At 41.0% G+C, this 12,653-nt stretch carries 14 protein-coding genes; 8 read left to right on the top strand and 6 right to left on the bottom strand.

Annotated features, from left to right (window positions below; all coding sequences use genetic code 11):
• The first annotated feature begins 3 nt into the window (after positions 1 to 3).
• The 3 genes from AAEU31_RS17775 (at position 4) to AAEU31_RS17765 (ending at position 2,320) form a co-directional block, all read left to right on the top strand.
• Complete coding sequence (locus AAEU31_RS17775; protein ID WP_421967910.1) at positions 4 to 714, top strand: HAD-IA family hydrolase; 711 nt, start codon at positions 4 to 6, stop codon at positions 712 to 714.
• Positions 715 to 976: 262 nt separating this feature from the next.
• On the top strand, positions 977 to 1,951 hold the full coding sequence (locus tag AAEU31_RS17770) for a retroviral-like aspartic protease family protein (RefSeq protein ID WP_421967909.1): 975 nt from the start codon (positions 977 to 979) through the stop codon (positions 1,949 to 1,951).
• A 9-nt stretch (positions 1,952 to 1,960) separates the two neighbouring features.
• The gene (locus tag AAEU31_RS17765) at positions 1,961 to 2,320 is read left to right on the top strand and encodes a HopJ type III effector protein (RefSeq protein WP_138557876.1); all 360 of its coding nucleotides are present in this window, start codon (positions 1,961 to 1,963) and stop codon (positions 2,318 to 2,320) included.
• On the opposite strand, the gene AAEU31_RS17760 is transcribed toward AAEU31_RS17765, so the two are convergent.
• Positions 2,313 to 2,726, bottom strand: coding sequence for a GNAT family N-acetyltransferase (locus AAEU31_RS17760; RefSeq protein WP_281547179.1), 414 nt, complete (start codon positions 2,724 to 2,726; stop codon positions 2,313 to 2,315). The genes AAEU31_RS17765 and AAEU31_RS17760 overlap by 8 nt on opposite strands.
• A 47-nt stretch (positions 2,727 to 2,773) precedes the next feature.
• Complete coding sequence (locus AAEU31_RS17755) at positions 2,774 to 3,079, bottom strand: DUF6482 family protein (protein ID WP_063528566.1); 306 nt, start codon at positions 3,077 to 3,079, stop codon at positions 2,774 to 2,776.
• An 80-nt stretch (positions 3,080 to 3,159) separates the two neighbouring features.
• On the opposite strand from AAEU31_RS17755, the gene AAEU31_RS17750 reads away from it, so the two are divergent.
• The 3 genes from AAEU31_RS17750 to AAEU31_RS17740 all read left to right on the top strand — a co-directional run bounded on the left by AAEU31_RS17750 (position 3,160) and on the right by AAEU31_RS17740 (position 5,504).
• The gene (locus tag AAEU31_RS17750) at positions 3,160 to 3,846 is read left to right on the top strand and encodes a pseudouridine synthase (protein ID WP_281547187.1); all 687 of its coding nucleotides are present in this window, start codon (positions 3,160 to 3,162) and stop codon (positions 3,844 to 3,846) included.
• 68 nt (positions 3,847 to 3,914) lie between these two features.
• Positions 3,915 to 4,289 (top strand): BlaI/MecI/CopY family transcriptional regulator, encoded by a 375-nt coding sequence (locus AAEU31_RS17745; protein ID WP_054554650.1) that lies wholly within the window; start codon positions 3,915 to 3,917, stop codon positions 4,287 to 4,289.
• 9 nt (positions 4,290 to 4,298) lie between these two features.
• Positions 4,299 to 5,504, top strand: coding sequence for a M56 family metallopeptidase (locus AAEU31_RS17740; RefSeq protein ID WP_421967908.1), 1,206 nt, complete (start codon positions 4,299 to 4,301; stop codon positions 5,502 to 5,504).
• Positions 5,505 to 5,583: 79 nt separating this feature from the next.
• On the opposite strand, the gene AAEU31_RS17735 is transcribed toward AAEU31_RS17740, so the two are convergent.
• Entirely contained in the window at positions 5,584 to 5,967 is a 384-nt protein-coding gene (locus tag AAEU31_RS17735; RefSeq protein ID WP_135923156.1) for an MAPEG family protein, read from the bottom strand.
• A gap of 234 nt (positions 5,968 to 6,201) precedes the next feature.
• Between AAEU31_RS17735 and AAEU31_RS17730 the strand changes: the two genes are divergently transcribed.
• On the top strand, positions 6,202 to 7,080 hold the full coding sequence (locus tag AAEU31_RS17730) for an EamA family transporter (RefSeq protein ID WP_421967907.1): 879 nt from the start codon (positions 6,202 to 6,204) through the stop codon (positions 7,078 to 7,080).
• A gap of 40 nt (positions 7,081 to 7,120) precedes the next feature.
• Here AAEU31_RS17730 and AAEU31_RS17725 read toward each other — a convergent pair whose 3' ends face one another.
• Both AAEU31_RS17725 and AAEU31_RS17720 read right to left on the bottom strand, forming a co-directional pair.
• Complete coding sequence (locus tag AAEU31_RS17725) at positions 7,121 to 7,438, bottom strand: DMT family transporter (RefSeq protein ID WP_235384264.1); 318 nt, start codon at positions 7,436 to 7,438, stop codon at positions 7,121 to 7,123.
• The gene (locus AAEU31_RS17720; RefSeq protein ID WP_421967906.1) at positions 7,438 to 8,970 is read right to left on the bottom strand and encodes a carbon-nitrogen hydrolase family protein; all 1,533 of its coding nucleotides are present in this window, start codon (positions 8,968 to 8,970) and stop codon (positions 7,438 to 7,440) included. Before AAEU31_RS17720 ends, AAEU31_RS17725 begins: the two co-directional genes overlap by 1 nt.
• A 258-nt stretch (positions 8,971 to 9,228) precedes the next feature.
• On the opposite strand from AAEU31_RS17720, the gene AAEU31_RS17715 reads away from it, so the two are divergent.
• The gene (locus AAEU31_RS17715) at positions 9,229 to 10,329 is read left to right on the top strand and encodes a GGDEF domain-containing protein (RefSeq protein ID WP_421967905.1); all 1,101 of its coding nucleotides are present in this window, start codon (positions 9,229 to 9,231) and stop codon (positions 10,327 to 10,329) included.
• Here the strand turns inward: AAEU31_RS17715 and AAEU31_RS17710 are convergent.
• Positions 10,322 to 12,604 (bottom strand): penicillin acylase family protein, encoded by a 2,283-nt coding sequence (locus AAEU31_RS17710; RefSeq protein ID WP_421967904.1) that lies wholly within the window; start codon positions 12,602 to 12,604, stop codon positions 10,322 to 10,324. The two genes, AAEU31_RS17715 and AAEU31_RS17710, sit on opposite strands and share 8 nt — an antisense overlap.
• Positions 12,605 to 12,653: the final 49 nt, after the last annotated feature.

Here is a 12,653-nt window from a genome sequence, read left to right as displayed (position 1 = left end):
ATTATGATCCGTTTTAACCGTGCTTTATCACCTGTTACTGTTTTAAGTTTTGATTTAGATGACACACTTTATAACAACCATCCGATTATAAAATCAGCTTTACAAGCGCAAGCTGATTATTTAGCAAAGCTGCCAGAATGGCCAACCAATGACACGCAGTATTGGCTTTATTGTCGCGACAAAGCCTTAGCGCTAGATCCAAGCCTCATTGACGATGTGACTCGCTGGCGACGTGCGGCACTACTCTATGCCATGCACGATCTGGGGTTTAAAAATGATTTAGCACAACAACATGCTAACAACGCCTATCAAGCATTTGCAGATGCCCGTAGCCAAATTACCGTGTCAAAAGAAGTGTTAGAGCTATTAAAAGCTCTCAGCAAACAATTTCGCTTAATAGCAATAACCAATGGCAATGTCGAAGTCGACAAGTTTAACCTCAAAGGGGTATTCGAACTTGTCTTACAGGCAGGCCCTCATGGTAAAGCAAAGCCCCATCCCGGCTTATTCGACATTGCAGCTGAAACGCTAAATGTAGCTCACAAAGAGATTTTGCATATTGGCGATAGTCTCGACACAGATGTTCAAGGTGCAAATAACGCTGGCTGTCAAAGTGTTTGGTTGAATAATCAGGCAGCAAATTACAAATACAAGGGATTAGCTGACATCGAAATTAACGATATCTTTTTATTGAATCATTTAGTTAAAAAGTAACCAATTTTTGTAATTTGTTTTATGCTTAATAAAGTATGGAAGATACATGGCAGTGTTAAATTTAAATATGCCTACACTTCTCGTATGGAAAATTAATTAGTTAAGTAAGGCGAAGGCACAAGTGAATTATCTACTAAAGTTACTTCTCGTGTGCTCTCTTAGCCTTAATGGCTATTTCCTATGGCAATATGATAATTATAAACGATCAGCTGAGAAGCTAACCGAAAAAAACACTGTTATAAAGCCCAGTAAAGTAACGAGGTTGCCAGAGAAGTTTCAACATGCTGTCGCCTTATTTCGCAATAATCTATTTGATGAAGCAGTTCTTGAGTACACGCAACTTTTAGAAAATAACCCAAGCTTTGCACTGCAATTAAAGCGTGCTTGGCAACAGCAACTTGAGTCTTGGCTATCCCACCATGATGACGAACTTAGCGAGCAATTTTTAACTGCCTTTTTGAATAGTCACCCTTATGATGCATCAATGTTAGAACTCGATGCAAAACGAATGATCAATCAGGGCCATGTTCAACAGGGAATTATTAGTTTAATGGCTTTACATAATCAGCTTGGGAAAAGTAAGCAAGCGCGATTCGCGAAGAGAATTTCGGAGCTAACAAAGTTAAAAGCAGAGTCATTGATTGAAGAACAAAACTGGCAAGAACTTCTCAATCACAGCCAACAATGGCTAGATTATATGCCGCAAAACACCTTTTATTTATTAGTTCAAGCGCAGGCTTATTTTCACCTAGGTGACTTAGTCGCAAGCCAAATTGCGCTTGAGCAACTTCCTGAAAACCATGAGCATAAGCAAGAAGCTGACGAATTATATCGTTTGATACAGCAAGCATTAGCAGGGGTTGAGGTTGTGCCTCTCATCCCACATGGCTCACATTATTTAGTTAATAGCATAATCAATGACGACACCGACGCTAAGCTAATGATAGACACTGGCGCAAGCTTTACGGTATTAACGCAATCACTGCTAGAACAACTAAAAGAACCCGCCCATTATCTTGGTACTATGCAAATAAATACCGCAAATGGACTCGTTGAAGCGCAGCATTATCAAGTACACTCTTTTCAAATCGGTCAACAGCGGCTCTATAACTTCGATGTTCTAGTACTTAAAAGTCATGGCAGTTATGGTTTGCTAGGTATGAACTTCTTAGAGAATTTTAAGTTTAATATCAATCAACAAGTGAATGAGTTAGAGTTGATAAAAGATAACTATTAAGGACAGGTAATGACACTTAACGATTTCTTATCGAAATTAGCTAACACGCCACAGCAGATAGAGTTTAACGATACAATGGCTGTGATAGAGAGTAACTACCATTTCACTCCTAGTGGCTTTAACAATCATGGATTGATCAGTGCAGCAAATGAAAATAATGGCTCATGTAAAATTTTCGCCTTTGCAAAACTTAACCAACTAAGCAAACAAAATACCCTAGATTGTTTTGGCGCGTTTTATCGTGATGATGTGTTGAAGAATCCTGAAGGGCAAGACCACATGAACATTCGCACCTTTATGCTTGCTCCTGAAGCAACTCCTTTTTTAGGAGTTACTTTTACCGAGCAAGAAGTACTGAAAGCTAAGTAAGCAAAGATTTTTCCATAAAATAACGGCAACCATCGAGTGGGTAATTACTCATTTCATATTTAACTTGGTAGCCGTTTTTTTCGTAAAAGGGTTTGGCTTGGAAATCGAGTGTATCGAGTTGTGCAGTGTTTGCGCCAAGCGCTTTAGCTTTGCTCTCTAATTCCGTTAGTAAGCGGGTTGCAAGCCCTTTACCACGCGTTTTATCATCACACCAAAGCCAACTAATTAGCAGCCAGTTACCAAATACTTGGCCATGAATACCCGCCACAACGGTGTTATGCTTATTAACAAACTTAAAACCAACGGGAATACGTTCAGCATTAAAATGTGCCGCATTGTAGGCAACAACATGTTCTCTTAGCTGGTTATTTAAGTCAGCTGAGTCATCACTTTTTAATTGATACATAGCATACCTATAAAATGTTATGACTCAGTATACGCTTATATCGTTAATCAGTATAAGTGGTTCTTACCATAGGGTACTTCGAGCATATTGCTGGCCAACTTTTCTGGCTGACCGCACATTTCGTCATAAGCACTGGTGTGGCGTAAAACCATATCTCCGTAACTTAAATGATCTAGGCGCTTTTGAATATGCAACGGACTGAGATCTCGTATAAATTCACCTTTCTCATCAGTAACATAATACTCAACGTTATTAATTACCACAGACACTTGATACAGCGCCATTTCCAACGAATGAAGGATAACTTTTTGCAGTGGCTGATGATCTGCAAGCTCTGATAACTTGATAGGCATGTGCGTTCCTCTTTGGTGGTGGAACTATTTATACGTGATTTTGGTATACTGTGATCAAATTAATTGTACAAAAAGCATCCATGACTGAAAAAGTGCGACTCGCCAAATTTATTGCCCATGCAGGCGTCTGCTCACGAAAGCAAGCATCGCGCTTGATTGACCAAGGTGAGGTAACAGTAAATGGTCGTGCTGCAAATCATATAGATCATGTTGATGAACAAGATGATGTAATTGTACTTGGCGAAAAAATTTCAACTAAAGCACCACTCACCTACTTTGCGTATCACAAGCCTGTTGGTATAGATTGCAAATTAAATGCTGCAGACCCAGCAAGCCTTATCCATAGCCTGCCTAAAACCACTCGGGTTTATCCAATTGGCCGGCTCGACAAGGACTCTCGTGGGTTGTTAATTTTGACCAATGACGGTGAATTTTGTAATCAACTGATCCACCCTGATTACCATCAACCCAAACGCTATTTAGTCACCGTAGATAAACCTCTCGATAGTGATTTTTGTCAAAAAATGGCAAACGGTGTGCCAGTAGATAAACAAATAACCCTCCCTTGTGAAGTGACCCAAGTCAACGAAACGCAGTTTTGCATCGTATTAAAACAAGGTTTAAACCGGCAAATACGTAAAATGGCACGTTTTTGTGGCTATAAAGTCATCGATCTTTTCCGCACTGATATCGCACAGCTATCACTAACCACGTTAAATTTGCCCGAAGGACAGATAGTCAGTATCAAAAAAAGTGACATTCTCTAACAAAAAAGTTTGCATTAATTGATTACGCGTGTAATCTTTAATTAAAGATTACATCTGTAGGCATAAAAATGATTGAACTTTCTAAAGCTGAATTCGAAGTATTAGATGCGGTATGGCTTGGCTACCCAGCCACGGCTAGTGAAGTAATCGCACGTTTAAGTGACGATAAAGAATGGCACGAAAAAACCATTAAAACGCTACTGAGCCGTTTAGTTAAAAAAGGCGCACTAAGCTTCGAGAAACAAGGTCGCCAATATAACTACACCCCTTGCATTGCCCGTGAAGAATACACATTAAAAGAAAGCCAAAGTTTTATTGAACGCTTTTTTAATGGTCGTATTGCGCCATTGGTGAGCGGTTTTGCTAAATCAGAGCAACTCTCACAACATGATATTGATGAGCTAAAAAAGGTCATTGATGATTGGGAAAAACAGCAAAAGTAAGGCTTTGTTATGTTAGATGCATTTTTTAATTGGCTGTTAGAACAACAGCTTTTGATCTCATCTGCAATTTTGTTTTTATTGCTGCTAGAACGAAAATTATTGAGCCAGTTATCAGCGCGCTTGGTTTATACGCTGTGGGCACTACTACCTATTAGCTTACTGTTAGCGAACCTGCCAAACCACTTAAAGCCGATACAAAACGACTTTATCAGTAAGCTGACCATTACGCCAAACACAGCAATAATGCCGCAATTTACGCTAACGTGGTTCGCTATTTATGGCTTTATTACAGCTACTATGCTGATCACTGCCGTGTACTTTCATTATCGTTTTTTAGCGAAACTGCAACTAGAGCCAATTACGGTTGTTCATCACAACAGCCAAAGTATGCGCTTATACCAAAGCAAACAGGTGAGCTCACCTATGGTTGTAGGCGTTATAAATACCAAGCTAGTGCTGCCTACAAACTACCAAAGCCACTACGATAACCATGCTTTAGCGCTTATTTTAGAGCATGAATCTGTGCACATTAAACGTAAAGATAATCTGATTAATGCCATTGCTTTGAGTGCCACTATTGTGCAGTGGTTTAACCCAATCGCTTGGCTTGGCTATGCAAGCCTGCGCCGTATTCAAGAGCTTTCATGTGATGAGCAGGTACTCAAAAATAAATCGACAGAGCAACGAATTTTATACAGTAAGGCATTAGTGCACTGTGCAAGCTTTAGCAGAACAGGCTTAATGGCTTATTCACAATACGGAGATAAAAACACCATGTTACAACGTCTAAATCAAATAAAGCAGATCGACAACAGCTCATTTATCGCAAAAACAGCATTAGTTATTTTTACAGCGGGCATGCTTAGCAGCTTTGCCATTGCAAAACAGCCAATGTCAGTTGAAAAGACAAAAGACTATCAAGCGGTTATGCGCGTAGAACCGATATACCCAATTCAAGCTGCGGAGCAAGGCATTAGCGGTTCAGTCGTTTTGAAATACGATATTTTACCAAGCGGCGCCACCAGCAATATTAGTGTGGTAAGTGCAGAGCCTGAAGATGTTTTCAATCGAGAAGCGAAAAGAGCATTAAAACAATGGCAATATGCGCCATCTGAATCTGGCTTTAAAAACGCCCTAGTGCAACTCGATTTTGCCTTAGACGAAAACTATCAAGCTAAGGATTTAATTGAGAAAGTTAAAGTCAGTTCTAAATAAGCTGTAGCAACTTAAGACCCTAAAGCAAGCGCCTTATTTAAGCCGCTTGCTTTGTGGTTTTTAACTATTTACCTTATGACTAGAGGCAAAGAGCGATCATCGCAACAGCGCAAACATAACCAATAAACCAGACTAATGAGCGCAATATATCTTGGTTTATGTAGTAGAAAATACAGTACAGAACGCGAGCAATAACATGCACAATCGCAAGGGTTTCAGTCACCTGATAGATATTATTACTACCGATTACCACCGCCAGCGCTACTGCAAAAATAATCAGCGATTCAAAGCTATTTTGATGTGCTGCTAATGCACGAGCACCAAAGCCGGTTAGTTTTGCTTGTTGTTCGCGAGGGTGCTTATTGTCGTAGCCTGCTAGCTTATTTTGTGCAAAAGCCACGGGGGCTTTAGCTAAATAAGGTATGAGTACTGCGATGAGTGCGCAGATAATCAGTGTTGTCATGATATTTCCTTATTTTTAACTGTAATAGCTTACCCTACAGCAAACAAAAAAAAGCCGCTACTTCTAAAAGCAACGGCTAGCAATAGCATCATTGTCACTATAACCTAATGATTACTTAAAAGCCCTGCGACATATTGTCACAGCTGAGTTTTTCTCAAGTTGGTCGATAAGCTAATGCCCTAATACTTTGGTTTTGATACTCTAATTACCTCTCCCCATTAATATATTTTCAATATGACTTGGATTTTCTTAACTATTTTTGCAGCGTTTATGCAGTCGTGGCGCAATGCTCTGCAAAGTAAACTCAGTGCAACAGTGAGTGTTGCAGGGGTGACGCTTGCCCGCTTTATTGTTGCCAGCCCGATTGCTGCCCTCTATTTATTTGCACTTTATCAATACCAAGACGCTGCACTTCCTGACTTTAATCTGGCTTTTATTGGCTACATTGTTGGCGCCAGTATCGTCCAAATCCTTGCCACAGGTTTAATGGTAAAACTATTTAAAATGAATAACTTTGCAGTCGGTGCTGGGCTTGCCAAAAGTGAAGCGCTGATGGCTGCTATTTTAGGTGTAATGTTTTTTGGCTCCGCACTATCATTACTAGGCTGGATTGGGGTATTTATTGGTGCAATTGCGGTATTGCTATTAAGTGGCATCGCGAATGTTAAACACTTTAATTTGGGCACTGCACTTCTTGGGCTTGCTTGCGGTACTTCATTTGCTCTTTCATCGTCGTGGATCCGCGAAGCAAGCTTAAATTCAGGGCTGACTTCCCCACACTCGGCGGCTTGGGTATTGGTACTGATAATCAGCTTACAAACGTTGATGCTGTGCGTTTATATTGCCCTCAAAGAGCGCGATACATTTAACAAAATGTGGCATCACAAAGGCACCACGACCGCTGTTAGTGTGTGTAGCTGTTTAGGTTCCATCGGTTGGTTTAGCGCCATGAGCTTGCAGCATGTTGCTTATGTAAAAACACTGGGGCAAATTGAAGTGTTTTTTACCATTATGGTATCGATTCTTTGGCTAAAACAGCCGTTAAAACGCCAAGACACGGCGGGGCTTGTGTTAATTGCACTGGCAGCCATTCTGGTAATGCTACCCAATTAGGCTTATTCCTAGTCATTAAAAAAGCGGCTATGCCGCTTTTTTAATGACTAATTTTTAGGGTTATTACACCACTAATTATCAAAAGTACTCCGGCAATGCGGCCAAATGTGGCAGCATCCCCATAAAATAAAATACCAACCAAGAAGGTGCCTGCGGCTCCTATGCCTGTCCATACCGCATAGGATGTCCCCATCGGAATATCCTTTTGCGCCAACCACAACATAAACCCACTGGCGACCATAAAGGCGACAGCTATTGCAATACCTAACCAGCGACTATCTGGCTGTTGAGACATTTTAAGGCCGACTGGCCAACCAATCTCTAACAGTCCTGCGACAATTAAATACAGCCACGCCATTATTGCTCTCGCTTTTTCAAGATCACGTCATACAGATCTTCACGGCGGTCCTTTAAGTTTCTTACCGTACCTTCACTGTGAAGGATTTTCAGTTTATCCATATCTAAATCACTGAATAACAACATTTCGGTATTAGGTGTTGCTTCATTCAAGGTCGCATCATGCGGGAATGAGAAATCTGATGGCGTAAGCACTGCCGATTGCGAGTATTGTACGTCTAAACTCTCTACTTCAGGTAAGTTACCAACAGAGCCTGCAATCACAACATAACATTCATTTTCGATTGCGCGTGCTTGGGCACAATGACGAACACGTAAGTAACTGTTTTTGGTATCTGTCCAAAATGGTACAAACAAAATATCCAGCCCTTGTTTAGCGAGAATACGTGACAACTCAGGGAACTCAACATCGTAACAAATTTGAATACCAACACGACCCGCATCCGTTTCAAATACGGCAATTTTGTCACCGCCTTGGATCACCCAGTCATTTTGCTCATGGGGCGTAATATGAATTTTGCGCTGCTCATCAATTTTACCGCTACGGTGGCACAAATAGCTGACATTATAAATCTTGTCGTCTTCAGCAAGCGGCATAGAACCGGTGATAATATTGGCGTTATATTCAACCGCCATACGCGACATAGCATCACGGAATGTTTCTGTGTATTCGGCCAGATAGCGAATTGCTTCGGTTTGATTGCTTTGCTCAGTAAGTCCCATTAACGGGGCATTGAAAAACTCCGGAAACAGAATAAAGTCACTCTTATAATCTGATACCGTATCAACAAAATATTCCACTTGCTTAAGCAGCTCTTCAACAGACTCAACACCGCGCATTTGCCACTGTACAGCACCTACGCGCACAATTGATTTGGTCGACTCAAGTACCGTATCAGTCGGCTCAAACATAATGTTATTCCACTCTAGTAAAGTGGCATAACCAACGGATTCCTGATCTTCAGGAAGATACTTTTTAAGTAGACGTTTTACTTGGAAATCATTAGATAGCTGAAAGCTTAAAATCGGATCGTACAGCTCTTTGTGGTCAACTTTTTCGATGTACTCCATCGGAGTCATCTCTGCACTATGATTGTAATAACGCGGAATTCGCCCACCTGCTAAAATGGCCCGTAAGTTATACTGGCGGCACAACTCTTTTCGCGCATCGTATAAACGACGACCAAGGCGCATACCTCGGTGAGTCGATGAAATGACCACATCTAAACCATATAAGGCATCACCTTCAGGGTCACTAAATACACGGTCGTGACCATCAACAATGTCTTCATAAGTATGTGGGTTAGAAAAGCGTCCGTAATCAACCTGTACGCTAAGCGCAATTCCGACCAAAACACCGTCATCAACAATGCCTATTTGCCCTTCCGGAAACTGGTCTATTAACCTAAAAATAGTGTGACTTGGCCAAGCACCACCGAGCCCCGGATACGCTTGATCCATGAGAGTTTTGATTTGTGGATACTGCTCTTTAGTTAAATTACAGATCGCTAAATGCGTTTTTTCCGCCGGCATACTTACTCCTTTTAGGCACGAGAGGATAATCAATAAAACAAGATATTCTCATGTTTCTAGATTGGTTTTATTTAGAGTGGCATCAATTATGAGCTCTGCCAAGCCTTAAACTTAGCAAACTGCAGGTGAACAAGGCTTTAATTAGCATTATACAAAAATTTTATTGTGCTGTTATTAAAAGCATCTGACAACACTGCCGCATTGTTCAAATAATCATCTATACTTTAATTTCTCCCTGTAAGTGTGTATGAGGTTGGTTTGATAAAACATTTACTAAGACAAACCAAACAGTCTGGATTAGAAGAAATAGAGCATGTAAAGTTTCTTATTATTACTAAAATTGCCTATTTCGCATTAGCTGTACATGCTTTACTAATCCCCGCTTTCGCACACATTGGCGCGAACATGCTCGCTATAGTTAACATTTTAAGTGTATCTGCTTGGGGCAGTGGTATTTTCCTTATAAAGCAAGGCTTAACCTCTCTTGCTTTGAGGGTGTTTTGCCTCGAAGTGCTTATTCATGCAGTTATTGTCTGCGCAACTCTTGGCTTAGGTGCTGGGTTTCAGTTCTATTTATGGACTGTGTCGTGTATTTTGATGATTGATTACCAGCTTACTTTTAAATGGGCTGCAACATACAGCTTGTTAATGATTGCCACCTTTGCTTCGTTGTATTTATTTTTCTCAGACGTAACCTATGGTTTCGCTTATCCTGAACTCCTTCCATATATCAATGTGATAAACGTCATCATTGCCGGATTACCTATGGTGTATGGGATGGGGCTTATTCGTGAAATTACGCTTTCACAACGCGTTGAGCTCACCGAGATGGCCGCTCGAGATCCATTAACAAAATTATACAACCGACGGTTTGCGAAAAAGCTCATCTCAATGGCACATAAAAAGAGTATCGAGCAAGATGCCAATCTATGTATGGTTATGGCTGACATTGACAGGTTCAAAAGTATTAATGATACCTTTGGTCATGATAAAGGTGACACCATCTTAATAAATGTATCAAAACTAATTAGTGACTTTATCAGTGAGGATGACATTGCTGTTCGTTGGGGAGGTGAAGAGTTTTTATTGATACTTACAAATACTAATGAGCAGCAAGCTTTTGCTAAAATAGAAGCGCTTCGTCAACAGATAGCCGAGCTTGATGCCCATCCCGATTTCCCTGATTTAACGATCACTATGAGCTTTGGTTTAATCGAGTGGCAGCCTCTTGCACCGATAGAAAAAATGCTACAACACGCTGATACGGCCTTGTATCAAAGTAAACACTTGGGTCGAAATCAAACCACTGTCGCGAAAGGTTCCAACCCTACTTTCGATGATATTGATGCGGTTAGTTAACCGCATCAATACGAATACTATGAATAATCTCTTGTGGTAATAGAGGAGTTAAACCGTTACTCACATAGTCGTCAAATCCAGCTCGATAAAACTCCGACAACGGATGCCCTGATTGACCACCAGGAATCGCCATAATCGCTTTATCTAAATGGCCTGGTTGTACTATAAAACGCTGTGAAGCGCCAAAGCTACGACCTTGGACTGCTGGCATGAAGGTATCGCCAAAGCCAGGAGCTGTAGGCATATTTAATAAGCTTTTAAGTGCCGGTATTTGCTTGGCAAACGGGTGCTCAATCACTAATTCGTTGACCTTACCCCATTGCCAACTGTGTGGATTATTACCGTACTGCTCTGTAAGTTTAGTAATAACGCGGTCAAAGGCTCCTACCATTTGCTGTTGCCAGTTTGCATAATCAGGGTTTAACCATGTTTGAGGTTGAGCTTCGATAAGTTGCCAAACGGCAGGCTCTAAATCTCGCTTAACTGGCTTTAAACTACTGTCGAGATCTTTTAGCTTATTTTCTAATGGACTAAATAAGCTATTAATCACTTCACTGCGGTAACGTTTTACTAAGGTGTAACCAATTGAGTCACTACAAGCACACGCCTGCCAGTTATTTAGCTCTTTTAAATACAGCGCATATTTATCGCCTGCAGTGCTAAGCTGTTTAACCAGTAATTGATGCCATGGTGCTAAAAAGCGCGCCTCGTTATCATGCTGTAATGAATAAAAATCTTGCTCGGTAAATTGCTGCTTTTCAAATAAACGATCGCGAATTTGTGCTGATCTTGCCCCCATCGCGTATGCACCATTACCAAATCGCTCATCATCTTTAGCCGAAACAACCCGAGAATTACCAGTCCATAAACGACCGCTCTCAGGATTTTTTACAAAGGGACGATCCGTTTCATTCTCATGCCAAGCTGCAGAGTAAGCTTGTTCAGACACAGCCAGTTGATGAGGCACTTTGCGTGCAGGCACTGCTCCCATATTTTTCCATGCAGCATTGCCTTTATAATCGACCACCATTAAGTTTTGCACCGGAATACCAACGTCTGCAGCAATAGCTAGCGCATCATCAACCGATTTTGCACTTTCAAGCTTTAATAAGTCCATATCAACGGCATAATCATGATGAGCAACCCAACTTAAAGCATAGGGTTTGCCATTAATTTCTTTAACGGGACCATACTCACTCATGGTCAAAGCATAATTTTCAACCTTGTCATCATTAAGTAAAATGGGTTCATCTATTTGCCACGTTTTCTCTTTACTCTCAAGTGCTACCCAATCGGCGGTATCTAAATAACCATTGGTAAAACCCCACGCGATTTTATTATTTGTACCAACCACAATTGCCGGTGCCCCCGGCAATGATACACCGGTAATTTGCTGCATCTGACCATCAACAGGATAATTGAGTTGAGCGCGATACCAAATGATTGGCACCGCAAAAGAAAGGTGCATATCATCAGATAACATTGCAGCGCCCGTTTTAGTTAACTGCCCTGTAACGGCCCAATTATTACTCCCTAATTCTTTTCGGTCGAGAATATCGTTGATTACCCATGATGACTTGTTTAAAGCAGGGATCCCTGCACCGTATGCAGGTAACTGACTGTTATCAAGTGCAGCCTGATAAAGGCTTGGCTGGGTAATAAAGTCAACCATGTCTTTACCGTAAAGCTGCTCAATTTCTATCAGCGTTTTATCTCGTTCAAATGTTGCTGTTTGTAAGTCTAAGTACATACTAAAAATAACCAACAAACTGTCTTCGCTTTGCCAAGGTTGAGCACTCGAGCCTGTTAATATGTATTCAAAGCTATCAAAACCCAATTGCGCATAACCTTCGTTCACGCCATTAGCATAGGCTTTAAGTAGCGTCTTATCTGCAGCAGGTAGTTGCTCAACTAAAAACTGGCTACGCTGACGTAATTGATGAAAACGCATTTTTTTATCAAGCTCTAACGCAGCTTTACCAAACAGCTCACTTAATTCACCCGCCGCGTTACGGCGCAATAAATCCATTTGAAAAAATCGGTCTTGGCCATGCGCAAAACCGAGCGCATAAGCAGCATCTAAGCGGTTTTGAGCGCTAATAACAGCTTGCCCCAAAGCATCACGCTCAATCTTCACTGAGTGAGTAATTGCATTACTTTGTCCTCGACCATCAAGTGCTGGCAAACTTAGATTCAACACCCCATAGATGAGGCCTGTTGCCAATAGTGCGATGATGAGTGAAGCGACTAGTAACCATTTGATTATCTTAAACATGCTTGCTTCCCTTAGCTAAAGTAACACTATATTAACCTAAGTTTTGTGA

Origin of the sequence: Pseudoalteromonas thalassia (assembly GCF_049257215.1) — a bacterium.
Classification (GTDB): domain Bacteria; phylum Pseudomonadota; class Gammaproteobacteria; order Enterobacterales; family Alteromonadaceae; genus Pseudoalteromonas; species Pseudoalteromonas lipolytica_C.
This window is presented reverse-complemented; position numbering and strand designations above follow the sequence as displayed.